The sequence below is a fragment of the Mesorhizobium argentiipisi (SeqCode) genome (assembly GCF_037179585.1).
Taxonomy (GTDB): domain Bacteria; phylum Pseudomonadota; class Alphaproteobacteria; order Rhizobiales; family Rhizobiaceae; genus Mesorhizobium; species Mesorhizobium argentiipisi.
Window position 1 is genome coordinate 350422 of the sequence record NZ_JAPYKO010000003.1, and the last position, 20791, is coordinate 371212.

Sequence of the window (20791 nt, forward strand, 5' to 3'; positions counted from 1 at the left end):
CGACGCCCGCCCTCTAGACCGAGGACAGCCCCGAGACGAAGACACGGAAGGCCGGTACCCAACCCGCGGATGAGAGTCTGATCAACCGTCGTCTCTGAGCTCCACCCCCAGCCCTGTGCAGCTTCACGATCCGACTGCTTCGCAAAACCTGCCAAGCAGCCGATCTCCTCTCGCCCTCTGCTTGACAGGGAACATGAGAGACTAGCGTTTCGACGGCACTGCCGGTGTACGGGTGCCTACGCGATCGACCCGAGCCGCCGAGGGCGGAAAGCCGTACTGCCATTGGTGGTCTTGAAGGGAATCCGAACCGCCGGCGACGTTATCATTCCAACCAAAATCGTGAGTTTGCCTTGAAGGCTAAATCATGAACGTTAAGCCTTCAGCTTCCAGCTCAAAAGCGACGCTCTTTCATAGAGCCAGTTGTACTGTGTCACCATTTGGTTGGTACGCGTGTATTGATAGCCGAGGAAGCCCAATATCATCAGCACGATGGTGTCGACGATATAGTAATCCAGCGAGAACATCGTTTCGTCGAACAGCGCGTGATGGATGAACCTGACGCCGACGCCGAGGCCGAGCATGTAGAAGAACAGCTGCAAGTGGCTGCTCCAGGTCTGAGCGGCGGCCTTGCCGGTCATCCACGCCGCCCAGCCGCCGAGCAGGCAGGTGACGAACAGGAACTGCCAGATCGAGGCTTCTTCGTAGAGAATACCCATGATTGATCTCCCCCGATCTCAGTGATGTCCGCCTTCGAGATAGGCTGCGCGCACTTCCGGATTGGCGAGCAGTTCCTTGCCGGTGCCGCTCATCGTTACATTGCCGTTGACCATGACATAGCCGCGCGTGGCGAGCTTAAGCGCGCCGAAGGCGTTCTGCTCGACCAGGAACACGGTCAGCCCCTGCGTCTTGTTGAGCTCGCGGATGGCGTCGAAGATCTGCTTGACGATCAAGGGCGCCAAGCCCAGCGAGGGCTCGTCGAGCAGCAAAAGCTTCGGCCGCGCCATCAACGCGCGCCCGATCGACAGCATCTGCTGCTCGCCGCCTGACAGCGTGCCGCCGCGCTGGGCGATGCGCTCCTTGAGCCGCGGGAACAGCGCGAACACCTTCTCGACGTCCTCGGCATAGTGCTGGAGGTTGTCGAGGCTGGCGCCCATCTGCAGGTTTTCCATCACCGTCATGCGCGGGAAGATGCGGCGTCCTTCCGGCGACTGGGCGATGCGGAGGCGCGCAATCTCGTGCGTCGGCATCTGGGTGATGTCTGTGCCGGCGAAGGTGATGGTGCCGGTGCGGGCGCGCGGCGCCCCGAAGATGGTCATCATCAGCGTCGACTTGCCGGCGCCGTTGGCGCCGATCAGCGCCACGATCTCACCCTGGCTGACGCTGACATCGACGCCGTTGAGCGCCCGGATGTTGCCGTAGTAGGTCTCGACTCCCTTGATGTCGAGCAGCGTTGTGCCGGCCATCACTTGCGCCCTCCAGGCTTGGCCGATGTGGGCTTGGCCGCGGTTTCCTTGCCCTTCGAAGCGCTGCCGGCTTCCGCGGCCGAAGCCGTGGCGGCCGGCTTTTTAGGGGCTGCTTTCGCTGTCGGCTTGGCTGCCGGCTTGCTGGCGATCGAGGCGGCGCGCGCGTCGACCTGCGCCGCTTTCGACGCGCCCTTGGACACGGTGACCCGCTCGCCCTCGTCCGCATGTTCGACACTGTCGGAAACCGGCCCCGCCATCATCGAAGCGGAGTTGCCGGGGCCATGCGTGGAGTCGGGACCCGTATCGAGCTGCTCGATGACATCCTCGTCGCCGACTTCGCTAAGCACCGTCTCGACCTCTTCGTCGTCGACGCCAAGATAGGCGGCAATGACGCGCGGATCCGTACGGACCGACTGCGGATTGCCGTCGGAAATCTTGCGGCCGTATTCGAGCACCACGACGTGATCGGAAATCTGCATGACCACCGACATGTCGTGCTCGATAAGCAGGATCGACGTGCCGGTATTGTTCTTGATGTCCATCAGCAGGTCGTTGAGAGCGGCCGATTCCTTTGGGTTGAGGCCGGCAGCCGGCTCGTCCAGGCACAAAAGCTCCGGCCCCGTGCACATGGCGCGCGCGATTTCCAGGCGCCGCTGCGCGCCATAGGGCAGATCGCCGGCGGGATCGTCGGCGCGCTCGATAAGGTCGGCCTTTTCCAGCCAGTGCCTGGCGAGGTCGATCGACTCGGCGGACGCCTGGCGATAGCTCGGGAAGCCGAACAGGCCAAGAAAGGTGTAGCCCGACGCCTTCATCAGCTTGTTGTGCTGGGCGACGAGCAGGTTCTCCAGCAGCGTCATGCCCGAGAACAGCCGGATGTTCTGGAAGGTGCGCGCCACCTTGGCGCGCGCCGGGATCTCGTGGTTGGGCAGGCGCTCGAGCAGGTAGGTCGAGCCGTCGCGCCGGTTCATCGTCAGCATGCCTTCCGACGGCTTGTAGAAGCCGGTGATGCAGTTGAACACCGTCGTCTTGCCGGCGCCGTTGGGGCCGATCAGCGCGGTGATTTCGCCGCGCCTGGCGGTGAAGGACAGGTCGCCGATAGCGACCAGGCCTCCGAACTTCATGGAAAGATGTTCGACCTGCAGGATGATATCGTTTGCGGAAGCTTGCGCGTTCATCAGCCGTGCCCCTCCTTGGTGAAGGACGCTGAGACCGCTCTTCGCTCTTTCAGGAAGGCTGTCGGTTCTCGACTGCTAACGAAGCCGCGCGGCTTCCACAGCATGACGATGACCATGGCCATGCCGAACAGCAGCATGCGGTAGAGTTCAGGAGTGAAGTCTGGCCCGAACACGGCCTTGAGGAAGTCGAGCTCGCGCAGGATCTCGGTGCCCCCGATCATGACCAGCGCCGCCACGGCAATGCCGCCCAGCGAACCCATGCCGCCGAGGACGACGATGGCAAGGATGATCGCCGATTCGAGGAAGACGAAGGATTCCGGACTGACGAAGCCCTGCCGTGCGGCGAAGAACGAACCGGCGAAGCCGCCGAACATGGCGCCCGTAGCGAAGGCCGTCAGCTTGGTGGTTGTGGTGTTGATGCCGAGAGACCGGCAGGCGATCTCGTCTTCGCGCAACGCTTCCCAGGCGCGTCCCACCGGCAGGCGGCGAAGCCTTATGGTGACGAAGGCGGTGAGCAGGCAGAGCGCCAGGGCGAGATAGTAGAGGAAGATCTTGTAGTAGGCCCCTGATTGGGCAATGTGCAGAACCTTGGCGATGTAGTTAGGGTCCGAGACGTTGAACGACATCAACCCGAAGAACGAGACCTTCGGAATGCCCGAGATACCGGCGGAGCCGTTGGTCACCTCGCGCCAGTTGATAAGCACAAGGCGGATGATCTCCCCGAAGGCAAGGGTCACGATGGCCAGATAATCGCCGCGCAACCTCAGAACCGGGAAGCCGAGCATGACGCCCCAGAAGGCGGCCATGCAGCCCGCGGCAGGCAAAAGGATCCAGAAGGACAGGCCGAAATGCGTGCCGAGCAAGGCGTAAGCATAGGCGCCGACGGCATAGAAGGCGACGTAGCCGAGATCGAGCAGACCGGCGAGCCCGATGACGATGTTCAGGCCCCAGGCCAGCATCACATAGATCAGGATCTGAATACCGAAATTGTCGACCCATTTGAGCGAGCCCTGGAAGCCGAACAGCAGCACCATCGCGATTGGATAGAGCAGCAGGACGACAAGGCCGATCCTGTTGAAGTTCCGCTTCAGGAACCCAGGTTCGGCAACGACGGCGGGCGCCGTCGCCTTCTCGGCCTTCGACCGCTCCATCGCCGGAATCGCATACGCCACGTAGACAAAGCGACCCAGGGCGACGGCAATGACCACGATAGCCAGCAAGCCCCAGCGCTGCACCAGGATCAGTTCGTTGCTGATATTCTGGTCTGTCCTGAGGCCGATGAACAGCACGAACAGGCCAAGCGAAATGGCGCCTGCATAGAGCGCTTCGCGAACAGCGCGCTGCATGGGAGTGGCGACGGCGTCGCGCTCCGAGGACACGGTAACGGCCATGAGGATCAGACCTTTTCGACTTCAGGCCGGCCGAGGATGCCGGAGGGCAGGAAGATGAGCACGATCGCCAAGATCGAGAACGCGGCGACGTCCTTGTAGTCGATCGAGAAATAGGCCGACCACATGCTCTCGATGAAGCCGATGAGCAATCCGCCGAGCACGGCGCCGGGCAACGAGCCGATGCCGCCAAGAACGGCCGCCGTGAAGGCTTTCACGCCCGGCACGAAGCCGTCCGAGAACACCACGACGCCGTAATACATCAGGAACAGCGTGCCCGCGACGGCGGCAAGGGCCGCGCCCATGATGAAGGTGATGGAGATGGTGCGGTCGACGTCGATGCCGAGCAGCGCCGCCATCTTGCGGTCCTGCTCGCAGGCGCGCTGCGCCCGCCCGAGCGCGGTTCGGTTGACGAGGTACCAGAAGATCGCCAGCAGCGCGATGGTGACGATCACGATGATGATCTGCTTCAGCGAGACGCTGATGCCGTCGATGGTGTAGACCTGGCTGACCAGCGGCGGGATCGGTTTGTTGCGCGGACCTTGCGTGACCTGCACGAAGTTGGAGAGCGCGATCGACATGCCAATGGCGGTGATCAGCGGCGCCAGCCGGAACGAACCGCGCAGCGGCCGGTAGGCCACCTTCTCGATCGTCCAATTGTAGAGGCCGGTCAACAGCATCGCCACGATCATCATGATCAGAAGCGCCACCACGACCGGCACCGAGTAAAACATCGCGCCGAGGATCAGGAAGACGATGAGCGCGGTGAAGGCGCCGACCATGAAGATGTCGCCATGGGCGAAATTGATCATGCCGATGATGCCGTAGACCATCGTATAGCCGATCGCGATCAGCCCATAGATAGATCCCAGCGTCAGCCCGTTGATAAGCTGCTGGACGAAGTACTGCATATTTATGCGGCTCCCCTGGAATGTCGCCTTTGTGGACGCATTCCTTTTCGTATTTTCCGGTTTCTCCACCTAGCCGATGCCAAATCAGCATCGACCGACGGGAGCCCACCTACCGATTTGAGCACTCTTGTTTGGCCACGATCCAACTTTCATCGTATCGCCTCTGCGCGCCGCCGACCCGGCGTCGAACGGGCGATCACTCCGAAGCTGAGAAATGCAGCCTTTAGGGTGAAAGTGCTATTGTGCAAAACTAGCCGGCATCGATGCGTCAATTTACAGGATGCCGGCACATGGCAATCCCAAAGTTATTCGCCTTCCGGCTTATTTCTCGAAGTAGCTGTACTTGCCATCATCGCCCTTCCTCCACTCGTAGATGGTATAGTCTGGACGGGTGATGTCGCCCTTGGAGTCGTAGCCGATCTCGCCAATAACCGTCTTCCACGGCCCTCCGGCCTTGATCATCTCTGCCACCTTATTCGCATCGTCAGCCGACCCGGCCTTGTTGGCAGCTGCGGCAACGATCTGCAAAGCGGCATAGGCGTAGAGCGTGTAGGCTTCAGGCTCGAAACCCGCAGAGCGGAACTTCGCTACGACTTCCTTCGCGGCGGGGTTCTTGCGCGGATCGGGAGCGAACGTCATCAGTGTGCCATTGACCGCGTCGCCCGCGATCGAGGCGAGCTCGCTCGACACGATGCCGTCGCCCGACATGAAAATCGCCTTCAGGCCCTGGTCGGCCAGCTGGCGCATGATCAAACCGGCTTCGGTATACACACCGCCATAGTAGACCAGGGTGGCACCATTTTCCTTCATCTTGGCGATGAGGGCCGAAAAGTCTTTGTCGCCGACGTTCACGCCTTCAAACATGACTTCCCTGACGCCATTGGCGTTCAGGTTTCTCTTGGTCTCGTCGGCAAGCCCCTGCCCGTAAGGTGTCTTGTCGTTAATTATGGCGATCTTGGCGTCCTTGAAGTTCTTGGCAATATAGTCGCCGGCCAACTTACCCTGCTGGTCATCGCGGCTGCAGACGCGGAATGTGTTCCATAGACCGCGCTCCGTTAGCTTAGGGTTGGTCGACGACGGAGTGACCATGAGGATACCGTTCTCTGCGTAGACCTCTGATGCCGGGATGGACACACCCGAATTGAAATGGCCGATAACGTACCTAACACCGTCAGCGACGAACTTGTTCGCAACTGAGACCCCTTGCTTGGGGTCGGAAACGTCGTCGCCGATTTCAAGTTTGATCTTCTGGCCGTCGATGCCGCCCGCCGCGTTGATGTCAGCGGCCGCCTGTTCCGCACCCTTCTGCAACTGCGCCCCGAAGGATGCGCCCGGACCGGTGATTGGGCCGGCGACACCGATCAAGATGTCAGCGCGCGCACTATTGCTGAAGCCAACGAGTGCGGTTAGAGCCACGGCGGATAAGAATGATTTATTCATTGCATCGCTCCCATTTGCGGAGTGGGCCTGGAAAATACCTTCATGCGATGCCCACTCTTCTCGCAGAAAGCATGAAAAATCTTATCGTCCGGGGGGCGGACTTCATTTCTTGAACAGCATCCGCGGCTCGTTGGCCCTGCCACTTCGATACGGCGGCTTTCAAAGCAGCGCTCGTCCTGCAAAAGCTGATCGCACTCCTCCCAAGTCAAACTGAGAATTTCGCCCTTCTTTACCTTTCGGATTCCATTCCCCCTGCCTTGATACCAAAGAGATAGGCTGAGAAACTCCCCGGAACGAACGGAAGCGTCAAACGTCGTTTTTAGATCTGACCCATCTAGCATTCAGATTGCTTTCTGCTCTTGTTTGCACGTGGCACCGGGATGAAATTTCGTGATTGGAGGAACCGGGCAGGACGGCTGGAGTACCGCGCCTTTGCGGGTCTCGTCACAAGGGCCCACCCGCCAACTGCTCGAGTAGCGCTAGATTTTCGTCAGCATGCTGCGTAAGGGCTGGCCGGTTATGAAAAGCCTGTACCCGCCATCCAAAATTCGCTGGTGCCGACGACAAAAGCCATCTGAATGGCAGATGGTTCGTATCTTAAAACAGCATTTGACGCTCGCGATCGAACCGGGCCACCTTTCAGCTGCGCGCTGGTGCCTTTTGCTACCGTGGATGGCTGTGTGCCGGCGTTGCCAAAATTGCTGTCATTTAGGAAGAACACGGTATGAACAATTTACCGCCATCGCCTATTACTTCCACAGTAGATTTCGACGCCGATGGCTCTCATCACGGCTTCCTTCGGCTGCCCTATAGCAGGGATGACTCTGCATGGGGATTTGTGATGATCCCGATCACGGTGGTACGCAACGGACCTGGACCAACAGCACTTTTTACAGGTGGGAACCATGGAGATGAGTATGAAGGGCCAATTGCGCTCTTTGACTTGGCGCACAGCCTAAAGCCGGACGAAATTTCGGGGCGTGTAATCATCATTCCTGGCATGAATTATCCCGCACTTAAATCAGGAACGCGAACATCTCCGATTGATCTTCGTAATCTTAATCGGACGTTTCCTGGGCGCCCGGATGGAACGGTCACAGAAAAGATAGCTGACTATTTCCAGCGTGTTCTACTGCCTATCGCCGATGTTGTTGTTGATTGCCATGCAGGAGGTAAGACTATGGAATTCTTGCCTTTTTCGGCGGCTCACATTGTCCCCGATAAGGTGCAACAAGCAGAAGCATTTAGGCTGGTTGAAGCTTTCGGGGCACCCTACTCGGTTAAAATGCTCGAAATTGATACAGTTGGTCTCTACGATACCGCAGCAGAAGAACTCGGTAAAGTGTTTGTAAGCCCTGAACTTGGAGGGGGCGGAACAGCAACTGCTGCCAGTGTCGGTCGCACCAAGCGGGGGCTGCGCAATGTATTAATAGCAGCGGGAATTTCAAACGGTACCATGCAACCGCAGGCCACGCAGTGGGTGGACATGCCGGACCAAGATTGCTTCACTTTCGCTGAAGATGCGGGTCTCATCGAGTTCTGCGTTGACCTTGGGGACTGCGTTGCGAAAGATGACGCTGTCGCCCGCATTTGGCCGATTGGCCGCACCGGCTTGGACCCAGTTGAAATCTTATCGCGTCGATCTGGCATCGTACTAGGCAGGCATTTTCCAGGGTTAGTAAAATCTGGCGACTTTGTAATATTGATCGCGGATCTTCTTTCGCCGTGAAGAACCGTCTGCCGAGAGCAGATGATCTGCGACCAGCCCATAGAGCGGATGCAGCGCTGCCATGCGCGCCGACTGGTCGGAAGCGTTGACAAGCCGAGATCGACGCCTCACGGCCCGTTCGCTCTGCCGGTTCAGGGGCTGCTCTGGCTCCGCAGGCCGTCATCTCGTCGCTAGAAGACAACAATCTGCAAACTGAATTGGACGCCCGTGGCCGCGGGCTGTCTACTGCCGATTGAGGACAGGGCACTGATTGTAGGCGGTAGGACATTCCGAATGAACGCATGTTTTTTGCCAGCAGTTAACGTACCGATTGCAACACCTCGCGTAGAGGTTGACCCCGCCACCATTATGCGAAGTGTTGTTCTTATTCGCCGGATGGAAGCTGACCCAGCGAAAGCTCTGGTGGTTTTCTTCGCTCATTCACTGGTGGGCTGAGATGATAGGGCGCCACCCCAAGCTGATCGACGCGAGTGGTGTCAGCGACCTGCCAGAGCGACTCCAGGATATTATCCGACGCCGGAATACCGTACTCGGGCCTGGCTACCAGTTTTCAGAAACCATTCCGGTTGAGTTTGTCTCGGGTTTTGGCGCCCACCTGGTAGACAGCGAAGGCAATGATTATCTCGACGCATTTAACAACGTTCAGGGCGTCGGCCATTCGCACAGGCATGTTGCAGACGCCGTGTCTCGCCAGATCGCCACAGTCAACACTGATACACGCTATCCCCAAGAGGCACTGGTGGCGTATGCTGAGCGACTACTTGCAACATTACCCGCTGAGTTGTCGAAGCTAAGTTTGCCCTGCACTGGATCCGAAGCGAATGATCTCGCCGTTCGGGTCGCTAGATTCCATACGGGCGGAGAGGGTATCATAGTTACTCGATGGGCATTTCACGGTCGTACTCGTGAAGTTGCAAGTTTTTCCCCAATGCTGGGCGCAGGTTCCCCACTCGGACCAAACGTCCGACTTATTGCCGCTCCTGACCCTAGGCTCTGCGCATCTGGACAATCACTTGAGAATTTGATGCGGGACCAGGTGCGCTTCGCGATTCATGACCTCAATCGGCACGGTTACAGGCTGGCAGCCTTGATCGCCGATTCCGCTTTCACCTCCGATGGCATTTTTACCCATCCTGTGGGCTTTATGCAGGCAATGGTCGAGGAGGTCCATGCCGCGGGCGGCCTCCACATTGCTGACGAGGTTCAATCGGGGTTCGCTCAGCTTGGAGATTCGATGTGGGGATTCAGCCGACACGGCGTGGTTCCAGATATCGTCACGATGGGCAAGGCAATTGGGAACGGTTTTCCTATCTCCGGCGTCGCCTTCCGCCCGGAAGTATCTGATGAGTTCGGACAGAAGGTCAGCTACTTCAACACACTGGGCGGCCGATCGCTTTCGGTAGCCGCGGCGTCTGCAGTGCTCGATGTATTCGAACAAGATAATGTGCGTGAACGCGTCGCAATGAACGGAGCGACCTTGCTGGCAGGGCTTGGAACGCTAACTCGGAATTCTCCTTACGTTTCGGAGATCCGGGGAAGCGGACTTTACCTTGGTGTCGAGATCGTCAAGGACAGAGAGACGCTCGAGCCCGATGCCATTCGTTGCGAAAGCATCATCAAAGATCTTCGTGATCGTCGAGTTCTGATCAGCCGAACCGGGCCCGCGGGTAACGTGTTGAAAGTTCGTCCCCCAGTCGCTTTTACAGCGGCCGATGTGTCTCGATTCCTTGAGACCTTCGCCATGGTAGCGAAACAGCTGCTTTAGAAGGCTTTAATAACATGAGCAAATCACTCGACGCTGTCTTGCAACGACTCCTGGAGGAGAGCAGCCTGCTCTCATCAACCCATCCGATCGATCCCTCGCTGTTGAAAAACACGCTTGCGAGTCACTATGGACTCAGCGGACAGTTTGAGCGATTGGGCAGTGAAAAGGGCCACACGTTTAGGCTGAAATCTGATGGCAGTGAATATCTCGTAAAGGTGTCGCCATCTGACGAGCCTGAATCAGTTACGGCGTTGCAGATTGCGGCGATGCGTTATCTTGATGATGCCGCTAACGCCTTGCCGATCCAGCGGATCAAGCCTACCCTTGATCAAAGAGATAGCGTTCCAATCGACTTGGGCGATGGCACCTATCGGACGCTTAGCGTCTTCTGCTTTGTCGAAGGGCAGTTATGGGAGCAAATGGATGCCAACGTTGAGCAGTTGACCAAAGTGGGAGACATGCTCGGACGAACAAACGTTGCGCTGCGATCATTTGAGCATCCAGCTGCCGCGCGCAGCTTAGTTTACGACATCAGGCACTTTCCCCATTGGTCGGGACTTGTTGAGTACGCGCCAAACCCCCGGCACCGGGCGCTGGCTCAGCGGGTCTTCAGGCTCTTCGAAGAAATCGTGCTGCCTAGGCTGTCCAGTCTTCAAATGCAAGTGATCCACGGTGACTACGCTCCCAACAATGTTGTAGTGGACCTGGACAGCGATGACTTCGTGGCGGCCATCCTTGACTTTGGTGACACTGTCCATAGCGCGGTGATTTTTGACCCTGCCAATACGGTCGCGCACTTGATCGGCCGGGCTCAGGAACACCCGTGGCAGGATGCCTTTGCCTTTGTCTCCGGGTACGAGCAGAGCCGGCCGATAAACGAGTCAGAACTTCCACTTTTGCCAGTTGCGGCCCTCGCGCGGCTCACCATGCTCGCGTTGATCAGGTACTGGAAGGCAGAGCGCGCACCTGACCAGAGCGAGGAGCTACTCGCTAGTGCCGAGTATTACTGGGCGAACCTAGAGCGGGCCATGGCAGTACCACTGGATGACGTCGTTGCGCGATTCCGCGCCAGGGATCATTTGCCAGTTTTGACAGAAAGAGCACCCATTTGAGGGGATTTTCGTCCAAACGGGCCCCTTAAAGTGGGGGGCTTCAAAGTGCCTCCGGTTTGATCGGAGGCATTTGTGTTTCGGATGTTGGTCGTGGAAGCGATGGCAAAGATACAAAGATACGCGGGTTGTCGTTGGTGCAGGGAAAGTCGGTCCAGGCGATAGCCTGCTGCTTGCAGTCCAAGCCAACGCTTCTTTGCGAAACTACATTCCACGCCGCTCGCGAAACGACCCGACAAGCGGAGGCGACTGTGAGCCGGCGCGGCTAGGTGCCCGAGCACATGATCGCCCTCAGCAGCGTTCGCAACGTGCTTTTGCCGTTGGTCAATGGGAACCGACGTCGCAAAGTCAGCGCATGTCAGTTCTTTTGGCGCTCTGAATCGCATGCACAAGCAGCTCAATCCATGCTCGATGCCTGCACTGACCACGCAGACGGCATCTTGACCCGCATCCTTTGGAGAAGTCGAATGCCGATCTCAAAGATCCTCGTCGCCAACCGGTCCGAAATCGCCATCCGCGTCTTTCGCGCGGCCAATGAGCTCGGCCTCAAAACCGTGGCGATCTGGGCCGAGGAGGACAAATATTCGCTGCACCGCTTCAAGGCCGATGAAAGTTACCAGGTCGGGCGCGGACCGCATCTCAGCAAGGACATGGGGCCGATCGAGAGCTATCTGTCGATCGAGGAGGTGATTCGCGTCGCCAGGCTTTCGGGCGCCGATGCCATCCACCCCGGCTACGGACTGCTGTCGGAAAGCCCCGAATTCGCCGAGGCCTGCGCGCAAGCAGGCATCACCTTCATCGGCCCGAAGCCCGATACGATGCGCCGGCTGGGCAACAAGGTCGCGGCGCGCAATCTCGCCATCGAGGTCGGCGTGCCCGTGGTGCCGGCCACCGATCCGTTGCCGGATGATTTGGAGGCTGTCAAGGAGCTCGCCAAGACGGTCGGTTATCCAGTCATGCTGAAGGCTTCGTGGGGTGGCGGTGGCCGTGGCATGCGCGCCATTCGTTCCGAGGCCGATCTCGCTCGCGAGGTCATGGAAGGCAAGCGCGAGGCGAAAGCCGCCTTCGGCAAGGACGAGGTCTATCTCGAAAAGCTGATCGAGCGCGCTCGCCATGTCGAAGTGCAGGTGCTTGGCGACACACACGGCAATGCCGTGCACCTGTTCGAGCGCGACTGCTCGATCCAGCGCCGCAACCAGAAGGTCGTCGAGCGGGCGCCGGCGCCCTATCTCAGCGAGGACCTGCGCCAGGAGCTTTGCGGCTACGCGCTGAAGATCGCGCGCGAGACCAGCTATATCGGCGCCGGCACCGTCGAATTCCTGCAGGACGCCGATACCGGCAAGTTCTACTTCATCGAGGTCAATCCGCGCATCCAGGTCGAGCACACCGTCACCGAGATGGTGACCGGCATCGACATCGTGAAGGCGCAGATCCATATCCTCGACGGCTTCGCCATAGGCACGCCGGAATCGGGCGTGCCGGCGCAAAGGGACATCCGGCTGAACGGCCATGCCTTGCAGTGCCGCATCACCACCGAAGACCCCGAACATAATTTCATTCCGGACTACGGCCGCATCACCGCCTATCGCGGCGCCACCGGCTTCGGCATCCGCCTCGACGGCGGCACGGCCTATTCCGGCGCGGTCATCACCCGCTTCTACGATCCGCTGCTGGAGAAGGTCACGGCCTGGGCGCCGACGCCGGCAGAGACGATCGCCCGCATGAACCGCGCCTTGCGCGAGTTCCGCATCCGCGGCGTCGCCACCAACCTCACCTTCCTCGAAGCGATCATCAATCATCCAAGCTTCGCCGACAATTCCTATACGACGAGGTTCATCGACACGACGCCGGAGCTGTTCCAGCAGGTCAAGCGCCAGGACCGCGCCACCAAGCTGCTCAACTATCTGGCCGACGTCAGCGTCAACGGTCATCCCGAGACGCGCGGGCGGCCGACGCCAAAGGCCGACGCGGCGCCGCCCGTGGTGCCCTATCTCAACGGCAATGTGCCGAGCGGCAGCAAGCAGAAGCTCGACGTGCTCGGGCCGGAGAAGTTCGCCGCCTGGATGCGTGAGCAGAAGGAAGTGCTGGTCACCGACACGACGATGCGCGACGGCCACCAGTCGCTGCTCGCCACCCGCGTGCGCACGCATGACATTGCCGGGATCGCCGGCACCTATGCGCGCGCCCTGCCGCAGCTTCTGTCGCTCGAATGCTGGGGCGGCGCCACTTTCGACGTCGCCATGCGCTTCCTCACCGAGGATCCGTGGGAGCGGCTGTCGCTGGTGCGGGAAGCAGCCCCCAACCTGTTGCTGCAGATGCTGCTGCGCGGCGCCAACGGCGTCGGCTACACCAATTATCCCGACAATGTCGTGCAGCATTTCGTCAAGCAGGCGGCAAGCGGCGGTATCGACCTGTTCCGCGTCTTCGACTGCCTGAACTGGGTCGAGAACATGCGCGTCGCCATGGACGCCGTGGGCGCCGAGGGCAAGCTGATCGAAGCGGCGATGTGCTATACCGGCGACATCCTCGATCCGGCGCGGGCCAAGTACGACCTCAAATATTATGTTGGGCTCGCCAGCGAATTGCAGGCAGCCGGCGCCCATATCATCGCGGTCAAGGACATGGCCGGCCTGTTGAAGCCGAGTGCCGCCCGCGTGCTGTTCAAGGCGCTGCGCGAGGCGACCGATCTGCCGATCCATTTTCACACCCACGACACATCGGGCCTGTCGGCGGCAACCGTGCTGGCGGCGGTGGAAAGCGGCGTCGACGCCATCGACGCGGCGATGGACGCCTTCTCCGGCAACACGTCGCAGCCATGTCTGGGTTCGATCGTCGAGGCGCTGAAGGGCACCGAACGCGATCCGGGCCTCGACCCGCAATGGATCCGCAAGATCTCGTTCTACTGGGAAGCCGTTCGCAACCAGTACGCCGCCTTCGAGAGCGACCTGAAAGGGCCGGCCTCGGAAGTCTACCTGCACGAAATGCCCGGCGGGCAGTTCACCAATTTGAAGGAACAGGCCCGTTCGCTGGGGCTGGAGACACGCTGGCACGAAGTGGCGCAGACCTATCATGACGTCAATCTGATGTTCGGCGACATCGTCAAGGTGACGCCGTCCTCGAAGGTCGTCGGCGACATGGCGCTGATGATGGTGAGCCAGGACCTGACCGTTGCCGATGTCGAGAACCCGGCCCGCGACATCGCCTTCCCGGACTCGGTCGTCTCGATGCTGCGCGGCGACCTCGGCCAGTCCCCGGGCGGTTGGCCGCGGGTGCTGCAGAAGAAGGCACTGAAAGGCGACAAGCCGATCACGGCGCGGCCTGGTTCGTTGCTGAAGCCGGCTGACCTCGAGAAGAGCCGCAAGGAGATCGAGGACAAGCTCGAGCGCAAGCTGTCGGAGTACGAGTTCGCCTCGTGGCTGATGTATCCGAAAGTGTTTTCCGACTTCGTCGCCGCGCAGGAAACCTACGGCCCGGTCAGCGTTCTGCCGACGCCGACTTATTTCTACGGCATGAAGTCGGAAGACGAGATCTTCCTCGACATCGAGAAGGGCAAGACGCTGGTGGTTCGCTGCCAGGCGTTCGGCGATGTCGATGACAAGGGCATGGTCACGGTCTTCTTCGAGCTCAACGGCCAGCCGCGCCGCATCAAGGTGCCGGACCGCGCGCATGGCGCATCCGCCGCCAAGGCGCGCCGCAAGGCCGAGCCCGGCAATGAGGCGCATGTCGGCGCGCCGATGCCGGGTGTCGTCTCGGCGCTTGCCGTGGCTGCCGGCCAGGCGGTCAAGGCGGGCGACGTGCTGTTGTCGATCGAGGCGATGAAGATGGAAACCGCGCTGCATGCCGAACGCGACGGCGAGATCGCCGAGGTGCTGGTCAAGGCCGGCGACCAGATCGATGCGAAGGATTTGCTCGTTGTAGTTGAGGCTGCACGCTCGTGACTCTGGAAGCTCTCAAGCTCTCGATGCTGTCAGTAGGACGTCGGTTGCGATCCCGGCGGGCTCGCAGCCGGCAGAGGCCCCTGTGTCCTTCCTCCATGGGTAGGCGCGTCGAGAGGGTACCTCTAACACACCTATCTAGGCCGGGGCCCGAGACCGCGCAGTTCATGGAACGTGAAGCCAACAAAGACATCTCCGTCGTCATCCCCGCCTTCCACGAACTCCACTACGACTCGGAGTGATCGGCGCGGGCGTGCCGACCAACAAGCGACCTAGAGCGGGATGATTTTAAGTTGGGTCATATCCAGCTATCCAGCCTCGGCGAAGTAATTTCAGCATTCGTTTGAAGGTAAGACTGTATGTCCTTTCTGGTTGCCGGCTGTGAGGTGGTTCGTCCTCCTGGCATGAGGATAGGCTCGACCAGCAACCCTCGCTTCAACACTGCCAGTGTAGGGCGAACCACCTCACAGCCGGCAACCAGAAAGGACATACATGGTGTAATCGCGGGCACGAGGCCCCTCCGGATCAGATCATGATCTTGGAAGGTGGCTGCTCCCCGATATGATGAGATACGGGCTCTCGACTGGACGCCGGGCCCAGCATCAATGGAGAACAGCCATGACAGAGTATATCGGTCTCGACGTGTCAATGAAAGAGACAGCAATTTCGATCCGTCGCGCGGGCAAGCGGATCTGGCGCGGGAAGTGCGCCTCTGATCCCGCCGCCATAGCCGAACTTATCCGCATGCGAGCGTCAAATGCAGAACGCGTGGTGTTCGAGACAGGCCCTCTGTCAGTATGGTTCTATCATGCACTGCGCGCCGAGGGACTGCCGGCCATTTGCGTCGATGCCCGTCATGCCAAGGCGGCGCTCGACATGGCCGCCAACAAAACCGATGCCAACAACGCCGATGGGCTCGCGCACCTGGCGGAGGTCAGTTTCTTCCGCGAAGTCCGAGTAAAGGCCTTCGACAGCATGCTTTCTCGGACATTGGTCGCGGCTCGCACGAAACTCATGCGAACGACACTGGACGTTGCGAACCAGATTCGGGGATTGATGAAAACGTTCGGCCTTATCGTTCCGTGCAGTATGGGTGGCAAGTTTGAGGTGCATGTTCGCTCCCTCCTGGCCGACAAGGCCGGCCTCTCGAGGATAATCCTGCCCTTACTCGAACCGTGGCGCAGCCTGCGCCTCCAGGCGGCTAGGTTGGGGAAGCAGCTCCTCGCCGAAGCACGTAGAAACCAGCAATGTCAGTTGCTGATGTCGATCCCCGGCGTTGGCGCGATCACAGCTACTGCCTACCTAACTGCCGTCGAGGATCCCGCGAACTTCAAGCGATCGCGCTCCGTGGGCGCATGGCTGGGGTTGACGACGCGGCGCTATCAGTCAGGCGAAGTAGACTATGACGGCCATATCTCCCGACGTGGAGACACCCATGTCCGTTCGCTTCTCTATGAAGCGGCGGTGGTGATCCTGACCCGCAGCCGGGCCGACAGCGATTTGCGTAGATGGGGTATAAAACTACGCGAGAAGATTGGCTTCAAACGCTCCGCAGTCGCTGTCGCCCGCAAACTCGCCGTCATCATGCATGCGATGCTTCGCTCCGGTGAGCTCTTCAACGGAGCGATAGCCACCTAACTCTCGAGCTCTGTAACGCCCATGGCGTGAAGAGGCGTCCCCGCCGGGACCGAGGCTGGTCCATTCCGTTAAGACCGTTGCACCACGAGTTTGCTCGGCGCGTGCGAGACATACATTCATACATTGGAAGGACCGTCCCGCGAAGCACCATAATGCGGCGACCCATGTCGACCGCGTAGACGACCATGCTCTCGGTAAACAGCCTCTCACACCTAAAAAGGCGCTTGCAAATCTCGCTATTAGACGACGGTCTTACGGAATAGACAGTATCGATGCCGCTGAATGATCGGCTGATCGGTAAAGGTCGGTAAGACGGAAGCGGCTGGGTACGAAAGGCCAGACGCGACAATGACCGTGTGATTCGTCAGAATTGGTCCAATTGGAGACAGCCCTTGCTACCCCAACAGCCCTGTTTGGCGCTCTAGCGGGAAATGGCATCTGAAGCTGTGGTCCGTGTCATCCGGGTTTGTTGAAGGTTCGGGGAAGACGCGGCTACAGATATCCTGCGCGTAGCGACACCGGGTGTGGAATTCACAGCCGGATGGCCGCCTCATCAAGCTCGGCACCTCTCCCTTGAGCTCGATTCTGTTGAGCACTGCATCCGGGTCGGGCTCCGGATTGGCCGCAAGCAGCGCCTCGGTGTAGGGATGACGCGGGTGCTCAAAGATGCGCGCGGTGGAGCCGACCTCAATAAAGCGGCCGAGATACATGATTGCCATGCGATCGGTCATGTGGCGCACGACATTGAGATTGTGCGAGATGATCAGGATCGCCATGCCGAGTTCGTCCTGAAGCCGCGCGAGAAGATTGAGCACCTCGCCCTGCACCGAGACATCGAGGCCTGCGGTCGGCTCATCGGCAATGATCAAATCCGGTTTGAGCGCAAGGGCTCGCGCGATGCCAACGCGCCTGGCCTGACCTCCGGAAAGCTGATGAGGATAACGGCGAGCAAAGTCCGCCGGCAAGCCGACCATCCGAAGCAGGCGCTCTGCTTCGCCTCCGGTATCGCGTCGCTTCAATCCATGGATACGAAATGGCTCTGTCAGCAGCGACCGAACAGTCAGCCTCGGCGAGAGTGACCCGACGGGGTCCTGGAACATCATCGCCATGCGTCGCAAGTAGGGCTTGCGTTCAGCCCCGCTGAGCTCCTCGATTTCCCGTCCGTCGAAGCGGATGCTGCCACTCACGGCCCGCTGCAGTCCAATGATCGTGCGTCCAATGGTGGATTTACCTGAGCCGCTTTCGCCGACAAGGGCGAGTGTCTCGCCCTTCCGGATTTCAAAGGATACGCCGCATACTGCGTCGATGAAAGGGGCTTTTGTCCCGGTTGCCAGCGCCTTCAGCGGACCCATGGTGCGGAAGCGGACGCGCAGGTCCTCAACCCGAAGCAGCGCGCTCATGCCAAAACCAGCCGTTCTTTGTCCAGGAGATGGCATCGGGCGACTTGGTCCACGCCGATGCGGTACTCGACCGGGTTCTCTTGCACACAGCGATCGAATGCCTGAGGGCACCGCGTACGAAAGATACATCCCTGCTTATTGCCCACAAGACTGGGCACCTCACCGGCAATGGTTGGCAAAGTGCGTGTGCTTTTCCTGATCCGCCCCGGGTCGCACTCAAGCAACGCGCGCGTGTAGGGGTGAGCAGGATTGTGGAAGATGTCTCGAACGGCGCCCTGCTCCACAACTTCCCCCGCGTACATGACGGCGACCCGGTCGCACAACTCAGCCACCGCGCCGAGATGGTGGGAGACGAAGAGAATCGAGCAACCAATTTCTTTTTGTAGATCCTTGAGCAAATGAATGATCTGAACTTCCAGGGTTGCATCAAGCGCGGTGGTTGGCTCGTCGGCGACGAGGAGCGCGGGTTTCACAAGAAGCGCCATGGCGATACAGACGCGCTGGCGCATGCCGCCGGAGAACTGATGCGGATAGGCACCTAGCCGATTTTTGGGATCGGGAATACCGACCCGGTGAAGCATCTCGACCGCACGAGCGCGCTTTTCGCTGCGGCTTCCTTGTTTGTGGTGCTGGATATCGATCATCTGGCTCTCGATGGTCCGCACCGGATTGAGTGCGGTCATCGGATCCTGAAAGATCATGGAGAGACGATCGCCGAGCAGGTTCCGACGCCCTTGAGCGGGCATTTTGAGCAGGTCTTTACCTTCGAACACGATGCTGCCGGCTGTCACATCTGCGTTTTCGGAAAGCAGGCCCATTACTGTATAGGCAAGCGTCGATTTTCCAGATCCGCTTTCCCCGACGATGCCAACCACCTGACCGGTTGGCACATCGAGCGAAATGTTCCGCAGGGCATGGATGCGCCCACGCGGCGTACCGAAATCGAGATTGAGCCCGCGGATCTCAAGAAGCGGTCGGACGGACATATGCTGTGTCAGTCTCATAGGTCTTTCCGCAATTTGGGATCGAAGATGTCGCGCAGCGACTCACCCAAAAATGTGAATCCGAGCGTTGCGAGAACGATGGGAATGCCGCCGGCGATGACGAGCCAGGGCGTCTGATTGATATAGCTATAGCCATCATTGAGGATCGCTCCCCAATCAGGCGTCGGTGGTCGCACGCCCATGCCGAGGAAGCTGAGACCCGCCTCAACCGCAATCACAGCCGGCACGTCCATGCTCACCAGAATGAGAAGCGGGCCCAGGACATTAGGCAGTATGTGCACTGCGAGGATACGTGTTGTTCCAGCCCCCATACTGCGCTCCGCAGCGACGTACTCGCTGCTGCGCAGCGCCTCTGTCTGGGTGCGCACGACACGAGCGTAAATGGGCATGGACGTTATTGCGATGACTAGGATGACACTCGCCAGGCTTGGTCCCAGAAGCGCAATCATGGCCAGAGCGAAAATGATACTGGGAAACGACCGGATCGTATCGAAGACGAGCAGAAGCAGATTGTCGAGCCAGCGAGGACCAAAGCCCGCGATCAAACCAAGGACTAGGCCGACTGCCAGCGAACTACCGAGCGACGCGAAAGCAACGAGGAGCGGGATGCGACCGCCCACGATAGCGCGAGAAAACGTGTCGCGACCAAGGTGGTCGGTACCCAGCAGAAAATCCAGTGAAGGTGCGGCCAGACGCGGCCCGACCATGATCCGGATCGGATCGTGTGTGATCAACAGCGGAGCGAAGATCGCAGTTGCTGCTATGAGTATTACAAGCACAGCTCCGAGCACGCCCACGCGGCTTTTGCGAAATTGCTGCAAAAAGTTGCGAAAGGCGCCGCTAGCCATTGCATCGTTGGGTTCGGGACGGATGACTTCCACACTCACCATGTCAGAGTTTTTCCCGGGTTCGCGGATCGAGGAATGCGTTGACCACATCGGAGAGCGTCGTGGCGGCAACGATAAGGAACGTGGTGACGAGGACGACGCCCATCACAATCGGATAGTTCCGCGTATTGACCGCATTCACGATCAACGCACCGATACCAGGTCTCGCAAAGACCACTTCGATAAAGACAGCGGACGAAAGCAGCCACGCTATGCCTACGCCGAGTATGGTCACGGTCGGCAGGATCGCGAGCGGCAGCGCGTAACGCGCAACGATGCGCCATTCCGAGATCCCGAAGGAGCGGGCCATGCGCACGTGGTTTTCTCCCAGGATTTCAAGCATGGATGCACGTACCAGTCGGGAAATGTAGCCGATCCAGCCAATGCCTATGGCAAAGGCTGGGAGGATGAGATGGATAAGTCCATCTCGGAAACCGTCGCCTGCTCCGATCGCCGGCAACCAGCGCAGGGTGACCGCAAAAATCAGCAGCGCGTAGACCGCCACGACGAAGGAAGGAATTGCGATTGTGGCGACCGTCAGGACCCCCGCCACCTGGTCGACGAAGGAGTTTCGCCGCACCGCGGAGTAGCAGCCAAGCGGCACGGCTAGTACGACCGCCCATAAGATCGAGACCGAAATCAGTTCGATTGTATAGGGCAGTTGCTCGAAGACAATGTCGGCAACAGGCCTCTGGCTGAACACATCAAAGCCGAGATTGCCATGAAGCAATCCGCCGAAGAACGTGATGATCTGCACAACAAGCGGCTTGTCGAGCCCCATCTGCTCATGAAGCAACGCTCTCATTTCAGGCGTGGAGCGTGGTCCGAGCAAAATCGCGGCAGGATCGCCGGGCACCACCCTGATCACCAGGAACAGAAGCGTCACCGCGATCGCAATGATTGCGATCGCGAGGATGATACGCTTGACGAAATACAGCCACATATTT

Annotated in this window: 14 protein-coding genes and 1 pseudogene; 5 read left to right on the forward strand and 10 right to left on the reverse strand. The window is 59.5% G+C overall.

Annotated elements, in window-relative coordinates; all coding sequences use genetic code 11:
* Positions 1-371: 371 nt before the first annotated feature.
* From O7A05_RS07070 to O7A05_RS07095, 6 genes and pseudogenes are all read right to left on the reverse strand, one after another.
* Entirely contained in the window at positions 372-719 is a 348-nt protein-coding gene (locus O7A05_RS07070) for a DUF6867 family protein (RefSeq protein WP_337092445.1), read from the reverse strand.
* A 15-nt stretch (positions 720-734) separates the two neighbouring features.
* The gene (locus O7A05_RS07075; RefSeq protein ID WP_337092446.1) at positions 735-1463 is read right to left on the reverse strand and encodes an ABC transporter ATP-binding protein; all 729 of its coding nucleotides are present in this window, start codon (positions 1461-1463) and stop codon (positions 735-737) included.
* Between the two features lie 23 nt (positions 1464-1486).
* Positions 1487-2638, reverse strand: a pseudogene (locus O7A05_RS07080) (ABC transporter ATP-binding protein); the annotation flags it as partial.
* Entirely contained in the window at positions 2638-4029 is a 1392-nt protein-coding gene (livM, locus tag O7A05_RS07085) for a high-affinity branched-chain amino acid ABC transporter permease LivM (RefSeq protein WP_337092263.1), read from the reverse strand. The gene livM and the pseudogene O7A05_RS07080, both read right to left, overlap by 1 nt.
* Before the next feature lie 5 nt (positions 4030-4034).
* Complete coding sequence (locus O7A05_RS07090) at positions 4035-4937, reverse strand: branched-chain amino acid ABC transporter permease (protein ID WP_337092265.1); 903 nt, start codon at positions 4935-4937, stop codon at positions 4035-4037.
* A gap of 321 nt (positions 4938-5258) precedes the next feature.
* Positions 5259-6377 carry a branched-chain amino acid ABC transporter substrate-binding protein gene (locus tag O7A05_RS07095; protein WP_337092266.1) on the reverse strand — a complete coding sequence of 373 codons (1119 nt, stop codon included), beginning with the start codon at positions 6375-6377 and terminating at the stop codon, positions 5259-5261.
* A gap of 724 nt (positions 6378-7101) precedes the next feature.
* Here O7A05_RS07095 and doeB point away from each other — a divergent pair.
* The 5 genes from doeB (at position 7102) to O7A05_RS07120 (ending at position 16553) form a co-directional block, all read left to right on the forward strand.
* Positions 7102-8106 (forward strand): N(2)-acetyl-L-2,4-diaminobutanoate deacetylase DoeB, encoded by a 1005-nt coding sequence (gene doeB / locus O7A05_RS07100; protein WP_337092267.1) that lies wholly within the window; start codon positions 7102-7104, stop codon positions 8104-8106.
* 358 nt (positions 8107-8464) lie between these two features.
* Complete coding sequence (locus O7A05_RS07105) at positions 8465-9871, forward strand: aspartate aminotransferase family protein (protein WP_337092268.1); 1407 nt, start codon at positions 8465-8467, stop codon at positions 9869-9871.
* A gap of 14 nt (positions 9872-9885) precedes the next feature.
* Complete coding sequence (locus tag O7A05_RS07110) at positions 9886-10983, forward strand: phosphotransferase enzyme family protein (protein WP_337092269.1); 1098 nt, start codon at positions 9886-9888, stop codon at positions 10981-10983.
* A gap of 464 nt (positions 10984-11447) precedes the next feature.
* Positions 11448-14918 carry a pyruvate carboxylase gene (gene pyc, locus O7A05_RS07115; RefSeq protein WP_337092270.1) on the forward strand — a complete coding sequence of 1157 codons (3471 nt, stop codon included), beginning with the start codon at positions 11448-11450 and terminating at the stop codon, positions 14916-14918.
* Positions 14919-15533: 615 nt separating this feature from the next.
* Positions 15534-16553 carry an IS110 family RNA-guided transposase gene (locus O7A05_RS07120; RefSeq protein ID WP_337092271.1) on the forward strand — a complete coding sequence of 340 codons (1020 nt, stop codon included), beginning with the start codon at positions 15534-15536 and terminating at the stop codon, positions 16551-16553.
* A gap of 395 nt (positions 16554-16948) precedes the next feature.
* Here O7A05_RS07120 and O7A05_RS07125 read toward each other — a convergent pair whose 3' ends face one another.
* The 4 genes from O7A05_RS07125 to O7A05_RS07140 are packed head-to-tail and all read right to left on the reverse strand — an operon-like array spanning position 16949 to position 20787.
* The gene (locus O7A05_RS07125) at positions 16949-17953 is read right to left on the reverse strand and encodes an ABC transporter ATP-binding protein (protein ID WP_337092272.1); all 1005 of its coding nucleotides are present in this window, start codon (positions 17951-17953) and stop codon (positions 16949-16951) included.
* On the reverse strand, positions 17950-18957 hold the full coding sequence (locus O7A05_RS07130; protein WP_337092273.1) for an ABC transporter ATP-binding protein: 1008 nt from the start codon (positions 18955-18957) through the stop codon (positions 17950-17952). The genes O7A05_RS07125 and O7A05_RS07130 overlap by 4 nt, the downstream gene beginning before the upstream one ends.
* Entirely contained in the window at positions 18954-19847 is an 894-nt protein-coding gene (locus O7A05_RS07135; protein ID WP_337092274.1) for an ABC transporter permease, read from the reverse strand. The genes O7A05_RS07130 and O7A05_RS07135 overlap by 4 nt, the downstream gene beginning before the upstream one ends.
* A gap of 1 nt (position 19848) precedes the next feature.
* Entirely contained in the window at positions 19849-20787 is a 939-nt protein-coding gene (locus O7A05_RS07140; RefSeq protein WP_337092275.1) for an ABC transporter permease, read from the reverse strand.
* Between the last annotated feature and the right edge of the window lie 4 nt (positions 20788-20791).